Raw genomic sequence first — 19,969 nt, forward strand, 5'->3', positions numbered from 1 at the left:
CTAAAAAATTAAAAATTGAAACTCTCTACAAGAGTGAGCGCTTGGCTACTATGATCAAAATCTTGCCATAGTTGCGTGTAAGTTTGATGAAGTGTTGGATGTATCAGTTCGCCAGCAATATCTGCCAGCGGCTTTAATACAAAAGCACTCTTACTTATCTCGGCTCTGGGTAGTACACAGGGTGAATCTACCACTAAGTGGTTATATAAAAGGATATCGATATCTAGCGTTCGTGACGAGTACTTTTGTGCATCCATTGCTCGCCCATGTTCAAATTCAATCCGTTTGATCGCCTCAAAAACCGCTTGCAACGATAAGGGGCTGGTAAATTTAGCCACTAAATTGTAAAACGCAGGCCCATCAAAACCCAAGGCTGGGCTTTCATAAACAGGGCTTAGGCTTAACTCACCAAACTGCTCGCGTAAGGCCGCCACTCCCTGACGAATATATTGTTCGCGCTCAATGTTACTGCCAATACCTACAAAGATATCGGCCATTACGAAAGGTAATCCTTTTGCTCGCGCTCGATTTGTACACCTACATTGCTAGCAAAAGGCACCGCACCAGGCTTATTAATAGTGACTTTTAGCCACGGCACTGAAAACTGTTGAATCACCAAACTCGCCACTTTTTCGGCTACCGTTTCAACTAACTCGTGGGCTTGCCCAGTGACTAAGTCGCTAACCGCTTGGCTTACCGAAGCATAATCCAAGGCAAGTGACAGATCGTCGCTTTGGGCGGCAGGCTTGTTATCCCACGCCATTTCTAGATCGATAAGCAACTTTTGCTTAATCTCTTTTTCCCACTCGTAAGCGCCGATGGTGGCTAATACGGTGAGATCTTTAATAAATACTTTATCCATAGTTCTGGCTGCTATGCTGCAAACGTGCTTATTAGCCTTAGCTAAAAAAACAGCGTATGATTTGACCTTTGAGAGAGCGCGATAATACCGCAATTCAGCAATTGGTGGAATGCTTCTAAGCTAATGGGTTTACTCGGTTTATTTTTTATTACGGCGGCTTATTTGCTGGGTTCTATATCCAGCGCCGTACTAATATGCCGAATTTATCGCTTGCCCGACCCCCGCCAACACGGCTCAAACAATCCCGGCGCCACCAACGTTTACCGCATCGGCGGCAAAATTCCTGCAGCATTAGTACTATTGTGCGACCTACTAAAAGGCATGATGCCAGTATGGTTGGGCTATTATGCTGGCCTTGCTCCGATTGTGTTGGGCTTTGTAGGTATAGCAGCATGTTTGGGCCACATGTACCCCATTTTCTTTCACTTTGAAGGCGGGAAAGGCGTAGCTACCGCCTTAGGCGGCGTACTGCCCATTGGCTTAGACTTAGCAGCTTTACTAATAGTCACCTGGATTATTACCTTAAAACTGCGTGGCTATTCCTCTTTGGCCGCCATCGTGAGCGTAAGCCTCGCGCCTTTATATACTTGGCTCATTAAACCAGAGTACACCTTGCCAGTCGCCATGCTGGCCTGCCTGATTATTATCCGCCACCAAAGCAACATTAGTCGCCTGCGCAACCACACCGAAAGCAAAGTAGTAAACAAAGACCAATAAAAAAGCGCCTCATCTGGGCGCTTTATTCTAACTAGATCACTTTAGCCGGCGGCAGCTCATCAAGCGGCCAACGAGGCATAGCTTTCACCGACAAGCCCTCAGTTTGCCCTGCCTTAAAACGCTGCATGCCCGCGTAGGCAATCATAGCACCGTTGTCGGTACAAAATTCTGGACGAGGATAAAACACTTTTCCACCTCGAGACTCCAGCAATTCACCTAGCTGCTCACGCAGTGACTTATTGGCACTCACCCCGCCAGCAATCACTAAACGCTTCAAGCCAGTTTGCTTTAAGGCGCGACGGCACTTAATGATCAAAGTTTCTACTAAGGCTTGTTGAAACGCCAAGGCAATATCAGCCTGAGTTTGCTCATCTTTACCTTCTGCATCAATGGTGTTTTTAGCAAAGGTTTTAAGGCCAGAAAAACTCATGTCTAAACCGGGTCGATCGGTCATTGGCCTTGGGAACGTAAAGCGACCTGGAGTGCCCTTTTCTGCCAAACGGCTTAAAGCAGGGCCACCGGGATAATCTAAACCAAGTAGTTTGGCAGTTTTATCAAAAGCTTCACCGGCGGCATCATCAATAGATTCACCAAGAATTTGGTATTCACCAATCCCGTCTACTTCAACTAACAGTGTATGGCCACCTGATACCAACAGCGCTAAAAAAGGAAATTCCGGTGGATTGTCTTCCAGCATTGGGGCCAATAAGTGCCCTTCCATATGATGAACCGGCACAGCAGGCTTGTTCCATGCCATGGCAATACTGCGCGCCGTAAGCGAACCCACTAACAAAGCCCCCACTAAACCTGGGCCAGCTGTGTAAGTAACTGCATCAATATCTTCGGGGCTGCAATTAGCCTTAGCCATTGCTTCTTTTACTAGCGGAATCGTTTTACGAATATGATCACGCGAGGCTAACTCGGGCACTACACCACCATAATCGGCATGCAGTTTAACCTGGCTGTAAAGAACATCGGCCAATAAACCTTGTTGGTCATCATAAATGGCCACGCCCGTTTCATCACACGACGTTTCAATACCTAGTACACGCATAATCTTGCTTTTCCTGCTTAGTTACTGGCTTAAAAATAGGTGTTTTTATTGCTTAAGCCCGCTTAAAATCGCAGCTATCTTACTTGCTAGCGGCTTATTTCACCAGAGGATTACAAATAGGCTTTACATTGCCCCCTAGTTCGGCTTAAAATTCCGCACCATTTTTAAACACTCAGGCTGATTTTTGTTCGGCCGTTAATAAACCGGAAGGTGATAGGCATATGCCAATCGTTAAAGTACGTGAAAACGAACCATTTGACGTAGCTCTACGTCGTTTCAAGCGCTCTTGCGAGAAAGCAGGTATTCTTTCTGAAGTTCGCCGTCGCGAGTTTTATGAAAAACCAACTACAGCTCGTAAACGTGCTAAAGCGTCTGCAGTTAAGCGTCACGCTAAGAAATTGGCTCGTGAAAACGCACGTCGCGTTCGCTTGTACTAAGCGCTGTTAATAACCTATGTCATTAAAAGCAACCTTACAAGATGAGCAAAAAGCAGCAATGCGTGCTAAAGACAAATTTCGTCTTGGCACCTTACGCATGTTGCTTGCGGCAGTTAAGCAGGTAGAAATTGACGAGCGTATTACTTTAGATGATGACCAGATCCTGAGCATCATTGTTAAACAAGTAAAACAGCGTAAAGACGCAGCTGAACAATTTACAGCTGCCGAGCGTCAAGACTTAGCTGATAAAGAACTTGCCGAGATTGAAATCTTGGAAGCGTTCCTTCCTCAAGCGCTTAGCGAACAAGAAGTGGCTTCGTTAATCGAAGCAGCTATTGCTCAAACAGGCGCTGCAGGAATGCAAGATATGGGTAAAGTGATGGGCATCCTGAAACCTCAGGTACAAGGCCGTGCAGACATGGGTGCTATTAGCACCGCTGTTCGCAGTAAACTAGCCTAAGCTCGTCCCTTAGAATACTCGAACAAGCCGTGTTCTCATTGAGTTCACGGCTTGTTTGTTTTTAAATTTCGCTGAAGATGGTAGTGAATGGCTGGAAGAATACCGCAACAGTTTATCGATGATTTATTGGCTCGTACCGATATCGTAAGCCTTATCGATCAACGTGTGCGCTTAAAAAAAACCGGCAAAAACTATTCAGCATGCTGCCCCTTTCATAATGAAAAATCTCCCTCATTTACCGTAAGCCAAGACAAACAGTTTTATCACTGCTTTGGTTGTGGTGCTCATGGTAATGCCATCAGCTTTTTAATGGAGTACGACAAACTTGAGTTTGTAGACGCCATTGAAGATCTCGCCAGCCAAATGGGCGTAGAAGTAGAGCGTGAGAACAGCAACAACAGTAAATTTGATAAAGTCAAAAGCCAGCAACAGCGCCAAGCCAGTAAAGACTTATACGAGCTAATTGGCCATGCTAGCCGCTTTTTTCAACAGCAGTTACGGGTTAACCCAAACAAACAACAGGTTATCGACTACCTAAAAAGCCGCGGCTTAAGTGGCGAAGTAGTACAGCGCTTCTCCATTGGTTACGCGCCCGATGAGTGGGACGCGCTAGGCAAAGCCCTAGGCGGCTCTAAGCAAGCTAGTCAACAGTTAGTCGATGCCGGATTATCCATAGAAAACGACAAAGGCCGCCGCTACGACCGCTTTCGTGACAGGGTCATGTTCCCTATTCGTGATAAACGTGGCCGCTATATTGGCTTTGGTGGGCGGGTATTTGGCGACGGCACACCTAAATACTTAAACTCTCCAGAGACTAGCGTATTCCATAAAGGACGCGAGCTTTACGGCCTTTACGAAGTGCGCCAAGCGCACAAACAAGTACCTCAAATTTTGGTGGTTGAAGGCTATATGGATGTGGTGTCATTAGCCCAGTTTGATATTGATTACGCGGTTGCCTCGCTAGGTACCTCTACTACGCCAGAACACTTGCAAACGCTATTTAGAGCCAGCGAGCAAATCATTTGCTGTTATGACGGCGACCGAGCTGGCCGCGACGCCGCATGGCGCGCCCTAGAAAATGCCCTACCGCATTTACGCGACAACGTAGAACTTAAGTTTATGTTTTTACCCGACGGTGAAGACCCAGACACCCTAGTTCGCCAAGAAGGTAAAGACGGCTTTGAACAGCGCATGCGTGACGCCATGCCGCTCTCTCGATTCCTATTTGAACGCCTAAGCCAAGAAATAGACGTCACTACAGATGCGGGGAAAAGCCACTTGGCAGCCCGCGCTTCTGAGCTAATTAAACCGGTTCAGGCTGAATTTTATCGCGAAATGCTCAAGGGCGAATTGGCTAAATGGTTGCGCTGGGATAGTAACCGCTTAAATAAGTTTTTTGCCGCAAGCGACCCCAAGCCCCAAAACAATCAGGCCAACACACTCAAAATCACCCCAATGCGTAAAGCCATTGCGATGATTTTGCAACGTCCTGAGATTGCCAATGAATTACCGCCATCAGAGCAGCTTAAGCAAGTTAACATTAAAGGCATGCCACTGTTATTGGCACTGATTAGCGAAATACACAAGAAACCCGAGATTACCACCGGCCAGCTAATTGAACGCTGGCGCGAACAACCTGAGCAAAAGCACTTAAGTGCATTGGCAGGCTATAATTTAGAAATTGACGAATCAGGCTACCCAGACGAGCTGCAAGATATTATTGCCAGTTTTGTGGAGCAACTGCTACTGCAGCGTTACGAGCAACTCAATGTTAAGTCACTACAAGGCACACTTAGCGTTGAGGAGAAATATGAAATGCAGCAATTGGTAGTGGAATTAAAGCCTTAAATGGCTTGTTTAAGGAATAAACAAAAAGTTTTTGGTTAAATGCCCTTGATATAGAAATTTTAACCCATACTTGATATAATTCTTCGTTTGCGCTTGCAGCGCTTACGTTTATGGTTTTGCTAGCTTAATCTACTTCGGATGACATCTATGGAACAAACCCCACAGTCTCAACTCAAACTCCTTCTCGCAAAAGGTAAAGAGCAAGGCTACTTAACTTATGCAGAGGTAAACGACCATTTACCTGCTGATATCGTAGATTCCGATCAAGTTGAAGATATCATTCAAATGATCAACGACATGGGTATTCAGGTACATGAAAATGCACCCGATGCCGATGACTTATTGTTGGCCGAAAATACTACCGATGAAGACGCCGCCGAAGCGGCAGCCCAAGCACTTGCTACGGTAGAGTCAGAATTAGGCCGCACCACCGACCCAGTACGTATGTACATGCGTGAAATGGGTACCGTTGAACTACTTACTCGCGAAGGCGAAATCGACATTGCCAAGCGCATTGAAGAAGGTATTAACGAAGTTCAACGTAGTGTTTCTGAATACCCAGAAACCATCTCTATCCTGCTTGAAATGTACGACCAGTACCAAGCAGAAGAACTAAAAATTAGCGATATTGTAAACAGCTTCATCGACGAAGACGAAGTAGCCGAAGCCGCACCTACAGCGACTCACATCGGCTCAGAGCTTGAAGAAAAAGATCTTGAAGACGAAGACGAAGATGAAGACGAGGAAGAAGAAGACACTGGCCTTGATCCAGAGCTGGTAAAAGAGCGCTTCGACACCCTACGTGATCAATACGAAAAAACTCACGCAGCTATTGAAAAGCACGGCCGTATGTCTGCCCGTGCAACCAAAGAGATTTTTGAACTAAGCGAAATTTTCCATACTTTCCGCCTAGTACCAAAACTGTTCGACAAGCTAGTAGCCAGCATGCGTACCATGATGGAACGTGTGCGTACTCAAGAACGCCTAATTCTTAAGTTGTGTGTAGAGCAAGGCAAAATGCCAAAACAAGCATTTGTAAAAGCCTTCTCTAAAGACGAAACAAACGAAGAATGGTTTAACGAGCACAAAACCTCTGCTAAAGACTACGCACCTGCGTTGATGGCCGTAGACGAAGAAGTTCGCCGTTGTATCTTCAAGCTGAAAAGTGTTGAAGAAGAAACTGGCCTAACCATTAACAACATTAAAGACATCAACCGTCGTATGAGCATTGGTGAAGCAAAAGCTCGCCGTGCCAAGAAAGAAATGGTTGAAGCTAACTTACGTTTGGTAATTTCTATTGCGAAGAAATACACCAACCGTGGTTTGCAGTTCTTAGACCTTATCCAAGAAGGTAACATTGGCCTAATGAAGGCCGTAGATAAGTTTGAATACCGTCGTGGTTACAAATTCTCTACTTACGCTACTTGGTGGATCCGTCAGGCAATTACTCGTTCTATTGCAGACCAGGCACGTACTATTCGTATCCCTGTGCACATGATAGAAACCATTAACAAGCTAAACCGTATTAGCCGCCAAATGCTTCAGGAAATGGGTCGTGAGCCTACTCCAGAAGAACTGGCAGAGCGCATGTTAATGCCAGAAGACAAGATCCGTAAGGTGCTTAAAATTGCTAAAGAGCCAATCTCCATGGAAACACCAATTGGTGATGATGAAGATTCGCACTTAGGTGACTTTATTGAGGATACCACCCTGTCGATGCCAGTAGATGCAGCAACAGGCGAAAACCTCAAGTTTGCCACGCAAGAAGTACTAGCCGGCCTAACCCCGCGTGAAGCCAAAGTACTACGCATGCGTTTTGGTATAGGTATGAACACCGACCATACACTTGAAGAAGTAGGCAAACAGTTTGACGTAACCCGTGAGCGTATTCGTCAAATTGAGGCAAAAGCACTGCGTAAGCTTCGTCACCCATCTCGTTCTGAGCAGCTACGTAGCTTCTTAGACGAATAGGTGAGCTAAACGGCGAATAAATAAGCGCTTAGTTTCAAACGCATAGACAAGGCTGATATGATTTTTTATAATCCAGCCTCGTTGTTTGAGCTAAGCTCGCAACACCCAATTTGGCCCTTTAGCTCAGCTGGTTAGAGCACACGACTCATAATCGTTAGGTCCACAGTTCAAGTCTGTGAAGGGCCACCATATACAAAGGCGTAGAAGGTTAGTAACCACTACGCCTTTTTTCTGTGCCGCCTCTGTGCCGTTTATTCCCCGTAAAGGCCTATTATCAGTACCAATACCCTACTGAGATAATAGAGAGGTTTTCCGCGTTTTTCACCCCAAAACGCGAAACAAAAATATTCTAACCCAACCGCAAAAGCGTGACACAGATCACACTTTGTGCCAGATAAAGTTAACCTTCTCATAAGCAAATCTTAAAAATCTATTGGAGAGTTTGTTTTGAAAGAAAATTCATTTGGTACTCAAATATTGGCTAGAGCTGGCTTCTCAACGGGCGAAAAACTCACACCGGCACAAGCAGCTGACATCTTGTCTGTACAAGTGAGCACTTTGGCTACTTGGCGCTGCAACAAACGTTATACGTTGCAGTACATGAAGGTTGGCGGGCGCATCTACTACCCAGCAGAGGCTGTCATTGCTCACCTTGATAGCCAAACCAGGCAATGTTAATACGCAGGGAGGCTTATAGAGTTGATACGGCTCTATAAGCTTTATTTGCATTATTCCGTTCAAGCCTAGATACACTAACCACCTCAGCAAAATCTAGTTAAGCCCACGCCTCCGCTTAAATAAGCCAAAAATCACAAACAAACCAAAACTGCGATATGCATCACACTAAAGAACCAAAAACATTACCCAATGGGTTTTGACCTTATAAAAACAACCTAAGGACGACCCATGGAAAATAATACTTTTGGTACAAATGCATTACTGTCGGCAGGCTTTCATTCAGGACACATACTCAGCGCAGGCAGCTAGGGTTTTATCGGTTCGTATAAGTACCTTAGCCAATTGGCGATGTGCAAAATGCTATGACTTGCACTACTTGAAAGTGGGGTCGCGGATCTATTATCCCGCTGATGCACTTATCGCATTTCTGGATAGGCAAACTCGATGAACGTTGCATAAAAATCTATCGAGCTTTTAGCTCGATAGATTTTATTCATTGAAGCATCACTCTGAGCACAATCTATCGATTCAAACTTTTTTTTTGCCTTAACTCGAATTTTTTTTGGGGACCTTGAAAAGCCAAATTTCAAAAATTTTATAGGCCGCAAAAATACCTCTGCACAATCCCCTGCACAATCCCCTGCACAATCCCCTGCACAATCCCCCTGCACAATCCCCTCTAAAATTTAACTTGAGCACATTTTTCTCATTACTTGGGACTAATTTGGCTATGTTTTTCTCATGGGTGTGCAATGGAGGATTGTGCAAATCGGCTAAAATAGCGATAAAACTGTCGTCTATTTTTGTATCCAAAATCGATAAGAAAATTGCAGGCAAAAAAGCTCGTTCAACAGATTAACGCTATTCAACGATTTACATGTGTTAGAGTTTGATTGTTGCTGTAAAAAGCTTTTTACTTAGAACTAAATCGTTCAATCGATATCAGTTCAATTTTCCAAATAATGAGATTTTAGTTAGTAACTGCGCAACTAGAAGCTCAACTATTCGTATATCAGATTCGAGAGCCGTTAGCGCAAACTGAATCAGTTATATTTTGTAACTTCACCGGCAAAACAGTGCTTAAAATACTTTTGGACAAAACCGAGTCAATGGCTCTGTTGGTGGCTTTGCTAAATTAGCTTTTTACGGATTATTTGGGGTATGGAGAAAGCTTTTGATCAAGTGGAGTTCTCATCCACTACAGTCAAGGCTGCTTTGATGTAAGAGCAAGCTTTATAGACTCACCGAGACAAAATAAATAAGGTCGTATTTAGAGACTTTTTTAGGCCTGCTGTTTAAGTTAGTTACCAAGGTTCTCTAGGTACTTAACGAACGAAGAAAAATCACCTTTGTCTGCTTCCTTAAGGCAAGAGATATAAGCTTTTCGCTCTTCGCTCACTTTCTCTAAATTGCCTTCAGCCCAATTAAGCTGTGGCTCTTCTAGTAGAACTAGACGAACTACGTCGGTAAATACACGCGAGTGCCTGCCATTCCCATTTGGGAAAGGGTGAATTTCAACAAGCTTGTGTTGTATACGAGCACTGAGCTCTAGGCTTGAGAAATGCTTGAACTCTACCCAACACTTAGCGTCTTCTAGAAAGTTGTGGAGATTAGGCCTGATTTGGAAGGGATCGCAGCCAATGCTTAACTCTTTGTTTCTAATGGTCCCCGCCCATCTCCAGACATCACCAAATAGGTTTTCATGGAGGGCAAGGACGAATTCAACTGAGAAAATAGAATCCTGTGTTAGGTCAGAGAAGATTCCAGTAACCCATTGTTGCCCTGCCAATATATTGGACTGTTCAAGTTCGTTAAGTTGCTCTCTTGTTGTTACGTGTGGGTGTTTCAACCCTTCCATATCATCTGGATCAAGAGGTGTAGCACCTTCTGGCTCATTGCTGATGATCAAATTACTTTATCTTCCTTATTCTTAACCCATAGCTTTCGTCCACCGGCACGCATAATTTCTCCGGCTAGTTCACTTATTAATATGTTTTCTTTCTCTTTGTTAATTGATTGCGCCTCTAGAAACATATTTTTAGATGCTTTCTTTACTTCTATTTTCGCAATCTCAAGTGCACGTTCTTGTATTGTTTCAGAGATTGCCTTTTTCGGTTTTAGAGTATATGAGAAGTCACAGTCTAGAGCTTCAGCTAGTTGCTTTAACTGATTTAGAGTGATATCGCCATCAGCCTCTCGCCTTTCAAGGACTGAAACTCTATTTCTGGTCATGCCGGCCCTATCTGCTAGCTGGGCGCCTGACATATCAAGAGCCTTTCTTACCGTTCTAATCCAGCCCTCTTTAGGTGTTGAGGGTAATAGTGTTTCCTTAACTGCATCAACCAGTTCTCTGTACTGTCTTAAAACCGTTTTCTTAACGGGTTGTTGCTTGTACGAGCTGCTTTGAAAAGAGTACATAGTAACCTCGTTTTCTATTACTGACGCCATAAGTGTAACCAAAAATAGATACACTTTCCACTATATTGTATCTTAATTAGATTACATATAAGTTATGAGTGTATCTATTAGTGAACACATAATAGCTTTAATTGTGTTTAAATACAGATACAAAACCAGTTTAAAGTATTCATTTTCAGATACATAAAAAACTAACGGTATCAAAAAATAGATACGATACTTCAGGAGATGTAATCCAAATAAGATACAAAGTGCCACTTGGTAGTAATCATTTTGTGTTTGAAGCTAGCTGAGGTGAGTCGCTAGCGCAAGACCATGGGGACAGTCTGCCTCTTGCCATTCATTAGTTTTGATATATCAAAACCAGTAAATACCCGAAATAACAATCCTATACGTAGCTCATTTGGAGCAAAAGCTTGTTACGAACTTTATATTACAAAGTTAACTCGAATAACCTCGGCTACTTTACCCGCCCCCTCAAAATCGGCCACAAAGCCATGGCAGATATGATTTATCCACTACACTGACAGCGCTCTAAATTTTTCTAACATATCCTTATCAATCTCTTTGATTAGATTAGGTGACAAGCCCAGATGTTTGGCCTCATGACTAAACGAACGTGTTGTTTCAAATATTTCCTCAACCATAACCATTATTGCTTTCTTTGAAGACAAACCCGACTGAGCAGCTAACTGGTCTAGTGCGCTCTTTAGCGTTCGCCCATTGCCACCGATCTTTGTAAGGGTTAGGGCTGTAAACAATGTCGTAGAAAGGCGATAGAGTCCAGCTATCGGTGTCACTGGCAAGGAAACTGAAGTTCTTGCTGTGATCATCTTGGTTAACAGTTAAGTAGTTAAACATGCAGCGCTTAATAAGTTTCTGAGATTCAGTGACACTACACATAATGCGCGTAGCTTTAACTAAATCCACATAGTCCAAAGAAGGCTCTCGAAACGGTGCATCTAACAACCCACACGCTGAAATCATGTGGACTCGGCCGCCTTGCTCGGTGCAATCAAATCGTTCCTGTTCTAGCCAGAATCGTCCATTACCCACATCTATCAAATCAAAGTCAGGAACCTCAATACCTACATTACGGGCCATCTGCATGTAGCAATATTCGACTAATGATTCAGAGTGCTTCAAGTCAAACTTTTCAGATGTAAGCTTTACGATGAGCTTTGTTCCTGGTGAGTCATCTAATGTTGAATATTGCCCATTTAATAAACGTGTAACGTTCATTTTGGGCCTAGCACCACCCGAACCACCAGTATTCATCAAGTGCTCAAGCAAAGCAGACTCGGTGCCTTCAAGCTCTTCAATCGCAGCTCGTCCAAGGGCAATGATATCAATCGACTCCTTTGACTCATCAAGTAAATCTAATTCTGGCTCATAGCTCAACGCCCCCATACATCTGTCCCCCAGGTATGCCAAACGCTCTAGGGCGGTAACTTCCTTTGGGTTATGATCGTTCTTTCTAAATACACGATCCATGAGATAAAGGCCCCAACCATCAGGAAGACTATCTCCAAAACTCCGTGAATACCGTAATGCGGCCCTCTAGGCGCAACTTGCAGGCTTGTATCAGCCTTTAAATTGAACGGAGCTAAATAGGTTGAGTGATCGCTTAAATAAGACTCATCAAACTGAAAGAAGCTTTGCTTACTATTTTCAACGAGCTTTCCGACCAGTACCTTTTCACCTTTGCTAAGCGTTCGTTTTGCGGTTAGGGCAGGTTTAAGCATGTCGAAGCACATCCTCAATTGACTTAAATTCAGGCTCGGACGACTTGGTCAACTCTTTCACTTTTTTCAAGTCTCCGACTGCCTCATAAAGCATGAGGAACTGACGTAATGAGATGTTGCCAGATGACTCAAACTTTCGGATCGTCGCGTAAGGTACGCCTGAGAGTTCGGCCATCTTTTGAACACTAAGTTTATCTTTTTTCCGAGCAGACTTGATAAACTCTTTGAGTTCCATCTGCAAATCATAAGCGGTATAAAGAGATAACATACATGCCTCACAAATTGTTACTATAATAGCAATTATAGCAAAAATTATGATTTATTTGCTATCATAGTAGCAGTTAAATAAAGGCTGACATCCTTCAGATATACGCGTTTTGCACAGCACAAATAGAAATCCCCCTAATGATGCAATAGAAGATATGTTGCAACTCCCAGCCTATCATCGGGATACCCTACCAATCTGCATGAAACTACTAAGAGAGAGCAAGGCTAGTTGATGTCAATCAAGATTATTGATTGGTAACTTTGTATAGAATTGGTCACAGCTCAGGAATACGGTAGATAAAATGGAAACAGGCGTATTAAAAAAATGGAATGATGCCAAAGGATTTGGCTTTATCTCAGTAACTGGAAAACCAAACGATGTGTTTATCCACATTTCATCTTTAAAATTAATGCCCAGAAAACCACAAGTTGGCGACACCATTTTATTTCAGATTGAGCATCAGCCGAATGGAAAAACCAAAGCCTACAATTGCAGTATTCAAGGGCTAACGCCCATAAGCTCTAAGAAGCCTTTTAACCATTCACCGCAAAGGAAAGTAGCTCGCAATAAAAAGCCAAGTGTATTGGCAAAATTGATTCCGGTTCTTGCGGTTATAGGTGCGATTTATCTGTATCAAACATTTGCTCCTCAATACTCGAATACTGAGAGCACACCACTTCCCCCCAATGCAGAAGGTTCTGCATTTAATAGCTCTTCAAACTTTTCAACTAGTAACAACTTTAGCTGTGAAGGGAAAACGCATTGCAGCCAAATGGTTTCTTGTGAGGAAGCCAAATTCTACTTGGCAAGCTGCCCTAATACTAAAATAGACGGTGATGGCGATGGAGTGCCATGCGAGCGACAGCACTGCACTTCTTTCTGGAATTGAGCTTGAGGATAAATTTGAGTCTTCACGCCTAACTGCTGAAGACTCAATTTTAGAAAATATTCTAAAATCTATTTTCCTAGAGCTTCCAAAATTAGAGATTTGGTTTCTACGAGTTCGCTAGAAAGATCTCCCGCTGGAAAACCTTCTTTAGCCATTTCCTCGACTTCGTGAACGTTCTTGTCGAAGTAGCTTATCGCTGCAGTATATTCCACATACCTAAAATCTTTTTCTAAATCTTCATCAATTGGATAAGCTGCTGCTAACTCTTCTAAAGACGCATCCTTATAAACAACAACTTTTACCGGGTACTCGCGAGGTCTTGAGTCACCATGCGACTGCCACTGAAACCACTCCACACCCAATAAATGGCTGCTCATAGAAGGTGGTCCAAAAGCGTTGTAAGGTAAAACGATAATCTTATCTTCTATCGAAGAGTGGGTGCATCCCAAGATAAAGAATATGCTAGCAATAACAATAGGCAAAAACTGTTTCATGTTAGTCCTTATGAAGCACATTTTAGCTTGGCTAAGTCAATTAACAAAAAGCCTTACCAAAATTTGATTGCTGTTGACATTTTTAACTAAAACTCCGTCTGGTAAAGCACTAGACCTAAACCTACACGCATCAAAAACTTCTATAGGAGCACTAAAAAATTTGGGGTTGCTGGTTAGCTTTCGAATAGTATCGTCTACAAAATCAGAATCTATATCTCCGTCATTAATGGAGTATAAAAACTTGCACCCTTGCGTTATCTCTTCGACCTTTTGCTCACTGGAGATATTTATTACTGCATTAAGCCACCAATCATTACTAGATGGCAAAAAGCTATCATATTCATTTTCACGAATAACTGGCCCAGAAGTCCAATATACCGATTCGATATCTAATCCATCAAGATTCACAAATAGTGCTAATTTTTCAACACTACGGGAGTACTCAATAAAGTTACTTTCTTTGGGTTCATCGCTATAGCAACCTGATAACCAAAAGAGCCCCCCTAAAAACAGTAGACCAACCTTTACCCTCATACCTACCTTAATTTAGCGCCCCAGTTTTAGGAATGTACTGACCATTAACATGTCTAAAAAACACATTGCACTCTGTTAGCTCAAAATCATCGCCCGTCTTTTGAACATAAGGGTTTAGCTCGATGTAAACATCGACATTACTCCCCTCACTTTTTGACGCATCTACAATCGCTTTGTACACATTGTATTTTTCATCAATGAAATCTTCAGCTGCATTTAAGCCTGAGTTTGTCCAAGGCAATCTGAGGATCAAGTCATCTTTACAGTTAGGGGCTTTTATCGGGAAAGAGTTTTGTTGAACCTTCACCTCAAATTGCCCTCCATTTATAACAAACTGGTCTGCGCTAAACTCTTTGATTGAACTAATACTTTGGTCATTCAATGCAAGCTTCAGGTGATAATAGCTTTTGCCATTAGACGTTGTAGTAACGACATTTTCGCTGCTTGCAAAACAAAAGCAGCTAAGTATTACTCCCGCACTAATACAGCATATTTGCAGCTTTGTCATAACAGCAAGTTCAATAAAGGAACACTAGGAATACCATTCCTACTAATGAGCACCAAAGCCACAGTGATATGTACCAGTCCTTCTTCGTAGCCAGCTTACGGGTAGCATCTACTGGAACGAAGGGATAATTACTGTCATTTAGCAACTTTGTTTGAAACAAAATAATCGTTGCATAACTTAATACTCGAAATCCAGGGCCATCCCAGCTTCCACAATTAAATCCCTGCTTTTTTAATTCAGGCTCAATTCTTCTCATGGTGAACTTTGCACTTAATAGCCAAGCTATCATTGACGACACAAAAGTAATCATGAAAAAGAATTGGAGCCAATCGTCATAACTTAAAGGAGGATGTTCCATTACAATAACCTTGGAATACGGTTAAAGATACTATTTCGCTCATAAAGGTTTTTGACATCACGTTTAAGCCGATTTATTTGCTTAAGGGGTAGAGTAAACATAAGGTCAATAGATAAATGCTAGGAATACCATTCCTACTAATGAGCACCATAGCCACAGTGATATGTACCAGTCTTTTTTCGTAGCTAGCTTACGGGTAGCACTCACTGGAACGAAGGGATAATTACTGTCATTAAGCAATTTTGTTTGAAACAAAATAATCGTTGCATAGCTCAAAACCCGAAAACCAGGTCCATCCCAGCTTCCACAACTGAAGCCCTGCTTTATCAATTCTGGTTCTATTCGTCGCATGGTGAGTTTTGCACTTAATAACCAAGCTATCATTGCTGATACTCCAAGTATCAGAAAAAATAACTGTATCCAATCTGCATAGGTTAAAGGGGCATGCTCCATCATAAAGTCCTTGGAATACGGCTAAATATACCATTGCGTTCATACAGGTTTTTTGTCGCGTCTTGAGCCAACTCATCAACTTTTGTCGCCGCTACATATGCCGCCCCAATACCAATACATATAACGATGCCCCACCCCACAGGAGTCATAGTTAACCCAATAGCTACGGCGGCTGTACTTACCGCAGTAATAGTTCCTTTTGCCACAGCTGCGCCAGCTAATACAGAAAAAGCCAGTCCCGAGGACTGTACAACTGCCGTTTTCCCCCAGTCTTTATTTTGCTCAAAATCAGATTTAATTATTTGCCCTCTCTGAGCTACATCAACAGCCAAAAGCGCATTCCCCCCAAACTTTAAGCCTTTAGACATACGACTCAAATTTTTCAGTTCTTTTGCGTTACTTAGCTTAACAGACGCGTCAGTTCTATTGCCTTTCGCCTTGTTGATAGCTCTTTGGGGATTATTCAGCACGGTGCCCTTTCGAGCTTTTACTTTCGCTGTAGCTTTAGCCAGTTCGGTTTTGAATAAATCATTTAGTTTTTTCCACGCCGAGCGAGCATTCGATTCCAACGTCATCATTTGTAGTTTTGGCAGTTTGGCTTTGTGGCCTCTTCGCACTTCCATTAATGCTTTTTCATAAGCGCCAATGCTTTTTTCAAACTGTCCATTACGACTCTGCAATAATCCAGCAGCTGCGCTAGATAGGTTTACTTTCTCATCATTCACCCATTGATTAAGCTTGCTGGCCGCAGGAGCAATCTGTTGGTCAAACAGCTCAGCAAGCCCAAGTGTAACATCACTGCCAAGCTGAGCATTTACATTGGCTAACGAGCGACGATGACAGGACGGGATACTTTGCAGCTGTCTACATTGCTGCATTAAGTTGGTCGATTTTTCACTCCCACTTGGGCGAACAATGTAAGGCGTTCCTGCATGCAAAAAACTGCCAGATTGCAAAGAATTGTCGCTTAAAAATGTATTAAATGCTGCTTCATTTTCAAAATCATTCGATTTTAGCTGACGACTCTTTGTACTGAGAAAAATCTCGGCTTGCTCGCTCACAGTTTGTTCCTTTTACTGTTAAATCAAATATAAAGTGATACGGTAAATGTAAGTAACAAAACAGTCAATATACCTCCTGCTGTATATGGGTGAAATTAAGGAAAAGTTCTTAACCAAGTAGCCTCGTTTATTTGACCGTTACACTATCACTTGGGCATGGTCTTAGCATAGATTCCCTAAAAGCTATCATATGACTCATTAGTCAGCCTAAAAGATAGGATTATCATATAGGCTCCTAAATGATAGATATGGAACGCCTCCTATGAAGTACATTTATGCTCGAACCTCTACCACAGATCAAAATGTTGACCAACAAGCGGAACATTTACTCACTCTTCACGATGCCGCCGAAATATTCAAAGAACAAACGAGCGGAAAATCTCTCGATAGGCCAATACTCAATAAACTCACCAACAAAGTATCAGCCGGAGATATCATCATTGTTTTGTCGGTGAGCCGACTTGGTCGTAATACTGAAGAAGTGTTGGCTTTCATCCGACTGATGAAAACCAAGAGCGTATCAGTGCTTGTGGAAGATTTAGGCGGTATAGATGTGACTAGCGCAATGGGCAAGCTAGTTCTAACTACTCTTGCTGCGGTGGCAGAGATGCAACGTGAAGATACACTTGATAAACAACGTATCGGTATTGCTCGCGCCAAGGCAGAGGGCAAGTACAAAGGCAAACAGCAATCATTAGAAACGATTCAAAAATGCAAAGAAGCACTCACCTATGTTGAAAAGGGACTAAGTAAAGAAAAAGCAGCTAAGGCTGTGGGAATCGGTGTAGCCACATTATATAGGTACATCAAAGCAAAATAGTTGAGTCCATACTGTAATTTACCTTGGCCCTCACAGAGCAATTAATTAGTACAACTAGCGTCCTAACTCGTGTTGGTCATACGATACCTAAAAAAGTTTTCCAAGCTTGAGGTCTGAATGCATTAGATACCGCAGTAGCACATAAAGTACCTATTAGGTGCCATTCTATAGCATGATACGATTAACTATATGAATCCGCTTTATGATCAAAAACAGTCCATTTTCTATTGTTTAGCCTGTTAACCTTGGTAATCCCAGTTTAAATAGCCAACACATAGTATGACGTATACCTCAATTATCAGACTTTTAAAAACAGAATAGCTAGATAGTCTTTACAGTATACGACTATGATTATTTTGATACGCGGCAGAGATAAAATTGACAGATAAAGCACAAAAACTTCGCCAAATGGTACATTCTGTTCTCGATAGTGATGACCTCCACACTCACCAGGTTAATGCGGCCACGAAAACCTTTAACGCACTCAAAAATGATATAAGAGCTGTGGTTACTGCTGCAGAAATGCAGGCTGGGAAATCAGGGATCGCTCTCGCTCTTTGTTGTATACAACGTCTAAGTTTAAGCGATACTGAGATCTGCGATCGTAAACAGCTCAAAGATACTCTGTACCTTGTTACCATGCCTGATACCGCGCTTAAAGAACAAGCTGAAGATGACTTAAAACTAGCTAAAAATGTTGTGGTAAGCAACTTCGTCAATTTCGAAAAAGCTTTAGAAAATGAATTTAAAGGCAGTCCACCAAAGCTTATCATCATTGATGAGTGTCATTATGGGTCAAACGTATCAGCGGTGAGATACAGCAAGATCTTTGATTACCTTGAGCAAGAAAACGATAGCTGCAAAGTCGCCTTCATTTCAGCAACGCCTTTTGGTGCTCTCTATGGGGCGGAATCAGAATATCAAGAGGCGATTGATATTCAACAAGAAGCAGAAGATGAGAACGACCGAGCTTTAATTCTTGAGGCACAAAAAGCTGCCCATAACGCACTTAAAGATTCAATCCTAAGACGCGATTTCAATACACGCTTAGTTTTCCATAAGACCAGCGATGAATACTATGGCGTTCGTGAAATGCTCAACAGTGGGAAAGTTAAAGGCCTGGAACAAGACAACAAAAACTTTCTCGTTGGCTCTCCTGAGCGAGAAGAATTTATTCGGCAGTTTAAAACTCATGAAGGTATGGGTTGGTCATTAGTTCGGGTTCCTGCGGGCTTTGCTATGGATGCAAAAGAGTTACTAATTGCTCAAGGGATAGATGAAAATGCTGTTTATATACTTGGAAACTCGCTTAACGGAGTACCAGAGGATGAACATTGCAGCATAGACCGCTTTAAGCGAGAGTTCGATGATGCAAAGATCTTCGATGATAAACTCATTGCCATTACGGTCGCGGGTGCCAGAGCTGGCATTAACTTTGGTGCGATGATGAAAAACAACCTTATCTCGACATGGGATAGCACCGTTGCTAGTGTTGCTGCTGTTGTGCAAGCCAATATTGGTAGAGCTTGCGGTTATCATGGTAATAATGCTTCGATGCACTATACCAACCTCAATGCAGCTGAAGCTTACGCAGCTATCTTGGACCATTTAGAAAAAACCTGCTCCGATCACGCAGCGTCAGATTTTGATGGACTCAAAGAATTTTTCGAAGATGTTTGTCAAGAGTACCAAGTAAATGGGTTGGATGTAGGACTCACCATAAAGTATAAACGCCGCCGTCCGATCGGTGATGTCGAGACCTATCGAACTCACAGTTACGTGGCCGTACCTGCAAAATTATTACAAGACCGCGTCGACTTTAGTCGCTACACCAAAGACAAACACCTTCTACAAGCTATCGATATTGTTCGAAACGAGTTCACAGCTAAGGGGGCACCTAGCGTAAAAGGCAACCGAGCTATGCGAGGCAAGACTAAAAACTGGATTAAAGCACACTGGATTAACGGTGACAGTTACGACAACCCCGAAAAAGCTCGTGCAGATGGCACACAACAAGACAAAACAAAACTCTATACTCAAATGATAGACAATAATGAGTATCTAGAGTTTAACCGCGTCGTTGCTCCAGGCTCTGGGGAGCTTTCTGAAAATAAACTAGTCACTGCTGCTATTTTTAGCGTCTACAACATTTCACGTCGTCAAGTAGAAAAGAAGATCATGACTATCGAAGATGTTCACCACATGTGTGATCACTTTGATATAGAGCATGACGACACCATGTTAGTTCTATATAAGCGCGGAGAATACGACATCGAGCGCTCTATCGCTAAGAAACAGCATAATGAGCTACCCGAAAAGTCCGGTGATTTAAGCGACGAATCCCACTTTTCAGATAAAGCTGATTCTAACTTTTAATCAAACTCATAGGGGAAA

Annotated in this window: 21 protein-coding genes and 1 tRNA gene; 11 read left to right on the top strand and 11 right to left on the bottom strand. The window is 42.7% G+C overall.

The window, feature by feature from the left end:
• Positions 1-8 precede the first annotated feature (8 nt).
• Both folK and folB read right to left on the bottom strand, forming a co-directional pair.
• The gene (gene folK / locus G6R11_RS11125; RefSeq protein ID WP_163133148.1) at positions 9-497 is read right to left on the bottom strand and encodes a 2-amino-4-hydroxy-6-hydroxymethyldihydropteridine diphosphokinase; all 489 of its coding nucleotides are present in this window, start codon (positions 495-497) and stop codon (positions 9-11) included.
• Positions 497-862, bottom strand: a complete 366-nt coding sequence (folB, locus tag G6R11_RS11130) for a dihydroneopterin aldolase (protein ID WP_163133149.1) — start codon at positions 860-862, stop codon at positions 497-499. Before folB ends, folK begins: the two co-directional genes overlap by 1 nt.
• A 123-nt stretch (positions 863-985) precedes the next feature.
• On the opposite strand from folB, the gene plsY reads away from it, so the two are divergent.
• Complete coding sequence (gene plsY / locus G6R11_RS11135) at positions 986-1,579, top strand: glycerol-3-phosphate 1-O-acyltransferase PlsY (RefSeq protein WP_163133150.1); 594 nt, start codon at positions 986-988, stop codon at positions 1,577-1,579.
• Positions 1,580-1,610: 31 nt separating this feature from the next.
• Here plsY and tsaD read toward each other — a convergent pair whose 3' ends face one another.
• Complete coding sequence (gene tsaD / locus G6R11_RS11140; RefSeq protein ID WP_163133151.1) at positions 1,611-2,633, bottom strand: tRNA (adenosine(37)-N6)-threonylcarbamoyltransferase complex transferase subunit TsaD; 1,023 nt, start codon at positions 2,631-2,633, stop codon at positions 1,611-1,613.
• Between the two features lie 221 nt (positions 2,634-2,854).
• Between tsaD and rpsU the strand changes: the two genes are divergently transcribed.
• The 7 genes from rpsU to G6R11_RS21980 all read left to right on the top strand — a co-directional run bounded on the left by rpsU (position 2,855) and on the right by G6R11_RS21980 (position 8,475).
• Complete coding sequence (gene rpsU, locus G6R11_RS11145) at positions 2,855-3,070, top strand: 30S ribosomal protein S21 (RefSeq protein ID WP_016403353.1); 216 nt, start codon at positions 2,855-2,857, stop codon at positions 3,068-3,070.
• A 16-nt stretch (positions 3,071-3,086) separates the two neighbouring features.
• Positions 3,087-3,530, top strand: coding sequence for a GatB/YqeY domain-containing protein (locus tag G6R11_RS11150; RefSeq protein ID WP_163133152.1), 444 nt, complete (start codon positions 3,087-3,089; stop codon positions 3,528-3,530).
• 87 nt (positions 3,531-3,617) lie between these two features.
• Positions 3,618-5,378 (top strand): DNA primase, encoded by a 1,761-nt coding sequence (gene dnaG / locus G6R11_RS11155; RefSeq protein ID WP_163133153.1) that lies wholly within the window; start codon positions 3,618-3,620, stop codon positions 5,376-5,378.
• 147 nt (positions 5,379-5,525) lie between these two features.
• Positions 5,526-7,349 (top strand): RNA polymerase sigma factor RpoD, encoded by a 1,824-nt coding sequence (gene rpoD, locus G6R11_RS11160; protein WP_163133154.1) that lies wholly within the window; start codon positions 5,526-5,528, stop codon positions 7,347-7,349.
• 112 nt (positions 7,350-7,461) lie between these two features.
• Positions 7,462-7,538 (top strand) — tRNA-Ile (locus G6R11_RS11165).
• A 258-nt stretch (positions 7,539-7,796) separates the two neighbouring features.
• Positions 7,797-8,027, top strand: a complete 231-nt coding sequence (locus G6R11_RS11170; RefSeq protein WP_205472764.1) for a helix-turn-helix domain-containing protein — start codon at positions 7,797-7,799, stop codon at positions 8,025-8,027.
• 253 nt (positions 8,028-8,280) lie between these two features.
• Positions 8,281-8,475 carry a helix-turn-helix domain-containing protein gene (locus G6R11_RS21980; protein WP_370525655.1) on the top strand — a complete coding sequence of 65 codons (195 nt, stop codon included), beginning with the start codon at positions 8,281-8,283 and terminating at the stop codon, positions 8,473-8,475.
• An 852-nt stretch (positions 8,476-9,327) separates the two neighbouring features.
• Here the strand turns inward: G6R11_RS21980 and G6R11_RS11180 are convergent.
• The 4 genes from G6R11_RS11180 to G6R11_RS11195 all read right to left on the bottom strand — a co-directional run bounded on the left by G6R11_RS11180 (position 9,328) and on the right by G6R11_RS11195 (position 12,458).
• Complete coding sequence (locus G6R11_RS11180; RefSeq protein ID WP_240352447.1) at positions 9,328-9,936, bottom strand: mobile mystery protein B; 609 nt, start codon at positions 9,934-9,936, stop codon at positions 9,328-9,330.
• A complete protein-coding gene (locus G6R11_RS11185; RefSeq protein WP_240352448.1) occupies positions 9,933-10,475 on the bottom strand; it encodes a mobile mystery protein A in 543 nt (180 codons plus the stop codon). The genes G6R11_RS11180 and G6R11_RS11185 overlap by 4 nt, the downstream gene beginning before the upstream one ends.
• A 609-nt stretch (positions 10,476-11,084) precedes the next feature.
• The gene (locus G6R11_RS11190; RefSeq protein WP_240352449.1) at positions 11,085-11,939 is read right to left on the bottom strand and encodes a type II toxin-antitoxin system HipA family toxin; all 855 of its coding nucleotides are present in this window, start codon (positions 11,937-11,939) and stop codon (positions 11,085-11,087) included.
• A gap of 243 nt (positions 11,940-12,182) precedes the next feature.
• Positions 12,183-12,458, bottom strand: a complete 276-nt coding sequence (locus tag G6R11_RS11195) for a helix-turn-helix transcriptional regulator (protein WP_040307551.1) — start codon at positions 12,456-12,458, stop codon at positions 12,183-12,185.
• A gap of 301 nt (positions 12,459-12,759) precedes the next feature.
• On the opposite strand from G6R11_RS11195, the gene G6R11_RS11200 reads away from it, so the two are divergent.
• On the top strand, positions 12,760-13,347 hold the full coding sequence (locus tag G6R11_RS11200) for a cold shock domain-containing protein (protein ID WP_163133156.1): 588 nt from the start codon (positions 12,760-12,762) through the stop codon (positions 13,345-13,347).
• A 68-nt stretch (positions 13,348-13,415) separates the two neighbouring features.
• On the opposite strand, the gene G6R11_RS11205 is transcribed toward G6R11_RS11200, so the two are convergent.
• The 4 genes from G6R11_RS11205 to G6R11_RS11220 all read right to left on the bottom strand — a co-directional run bounded on the left by G6R11_RS11205 (position 13,416) and on the right by G6R11_RS11220 (position 16,755).
• The gene (locus tag G6R11_RS11205) at positions 13,416-13,841 is read right to left on the bottom strand and encodes a hypothetical protein (protein ID WP_163133157.1); all 426 of its coding nucleotides are present in this window, start codon (positions 13,839-13,841) and stop codon (positions 13,416-13,418) included.
• A 36-nt stretch (positions 13,842-13,877) separates the two neighbouring features.
• A complete protein-coding gene (locus tag G6R11_RS11210; protein ID WP_163133158.1) occupies positions 13,878-14,375 on the bottom strand; it encodes a hypothetical protein in 498 nt (165 codons plus the stop codon).
• A gap of 7 nt (positions 14,376-14,382) precedes the next feature.
• Positions 14,383-14,883 (bottom strand): hypothetical protein, encoded by a 501-nt coding sequence (locus tag G6R11_RS11215; protein WP_163133159.1) that lies wholly within the window; start codon positions 14,881-14,883, stop codon positions 14,383-14,385.
• Between the two features lie 810 nt (positions 14,884-15,693).
• Positions 15,694-16,755 (bottom strand): hypothetical protein, encoded by a 1,062-nt coding sequence (locus G6R11_RS11220; RefSeq protein ID WP_163133160.1) that lies wholly within the window; start codon positions 16,753-16,755, stop codon positions 15,694-15,696.
• Positions 16,756-17,017: 262 nt separating this feature from the next.
• Between G6R11_RS11220 and G6R11_RS11225 the strand changes: the two genes are divergently transcribed.
• Together G6R11_RS11225 and G6R11_RS11230 are read left to right on the top strand one after the other, a co-directional pair.
• Entirely contained in the window at positions 17,018-17,575 is a 558-nt protein-coding gene (locus tag G6R11_RS11225; RefSeq protein ID WP_163133161.1) for a recombinase family protein, read from the top strand.
• 378 nt (positions 17,576-17,953) lie between these two features.
• Complete coding sequence (locus G6R11_RS11230; RefSeq protein WP_163133162.1) at positions 17,954-19,951, top strand: DEAD/DEAH box helicase family protein; 1,998 nt, start codon at positions 17,954-17,956, stop codon at positions 19,949-19,951.
• Positions 19,952-19,969: the final 18 nt, after the last annotated feature.

This window comes from Agarivorans sp. Alg241-V36 (assembly GCF_900537085.1).
Lineage (GTDB): Bacteria > Pseudomonadota > Gammaproteobacteria > Enterobacterales > Celerinatantimonadaceae > Agarivorans.

Coding starts and splice junctions, on each gene's coding strand:
- folK (WP_163133148.1), bottom strand. CDS start 497: ATGGCCGATATCTTTGTAGGTATTGGCAGTAACATTGAGCGCGAACAA.
- folB (WP_163133149.1), bottom strand. CDS start 862: ATGGATAAAGTATTTATTAAAGATCTCACCGTATTAGCCACCATCGGC.
- plsY (WP_163133150.1), top strand. CDS start 986: ATGGGTTTACTCGGTTTATTTTTTATTACGGCGGCTTATTTGCTGGGT.
- tsaD (WP_163133151.1), bottom strand. CDS start 2,633: ATGCGTGTACTAGGTATTGAAACGTCGTGTGATGAAACGGGCGTGGCC.
- rpsU (WP_016403353.1), top strand. CDS start 2,855: ATGCCAATCGTTAAAGTACGTGAAAACGAACCATTTGACGTAGCTCTA.
- G6R11_RS11150 (WP_163133152.1), top strand. CDS start 3,087: ATGTCATTAAAAGCAACCTTACAAGATGAGCAAAAAGCAGCAATGCGT.
- dnaG (WP_163133153.1), top strand. CDS start 3,618: ATGGCTGGAAGAATACCGCAACAGTTTATCGATGATTTATTGGCTCGT.
- rpoD (WP_163133154.1), top strand. CDS start 5,526: ATGGAACAAACCCCACAGTCTCAACTCAAACTCCTTCTCGCAAAAGGT.
- G6R11_RS21980 (WP_370525655.1), top strand. CDS start 8,281: ATGCATTACTGTCGGCAGGCTTTCATTCAGGACACATACTCAGCGCAG.
- G6R11_RS11185 (WP_240352448.1), bottom strand. CDS start 10,475: ATGGCGTCAGTAATAGAAAACGAGGTTACTATGTACTCTTTTCAAAGC.
- G6R11_RS11190 (WP_240352449.1), bottom strand. CDS start 11,939: ATGGATCGTGTATTTAGAAAGAACGATCATAACCCAAAGGAAGTTACC.
- G6R11_RS11195 (WP_040307551.1), bottom strand. CDS start 12,458: ATGTTATCTCTTTATACCGCTTATGATTTGCAGATGGAACTCAAAGAG.
- G6R11_RS11200 (WP_163133156.1), top strand. CDS start 12,760: ATGGAAACAGGCGTATTAAAAAAATGGAATGATGCCAAAGGATTTGGC.
- G6R11_RS11205 (WP_163133157.1), bottom strand. CDS start 13,841: ATGAAACAGTTTTTGCCTATTGTTATTGCTAGCATATTCTTTATCTTG.
- G6R11_RS11210 (WP_163133158.1), bottom strand. CDS start 14,375: ATGAGGGTAAAGGTTGGTCTACTGTTTTTAGGGGGGCTCTTTTGGTTA.
- G6R11_RS11215 (WP_163133159.1), bottom strand. CDS start 14,883: ATGACAAAGCTGCAAATATGCTGTATTAGTGCGGGAGTAATACTTAGC.
- G6R11_RS11225 (WP_163133161.1), top strand. CDS start 17,018: ATGAAGTACATTTATGCTCGAACCTCTACCACAGATCAAAATGTTGAC.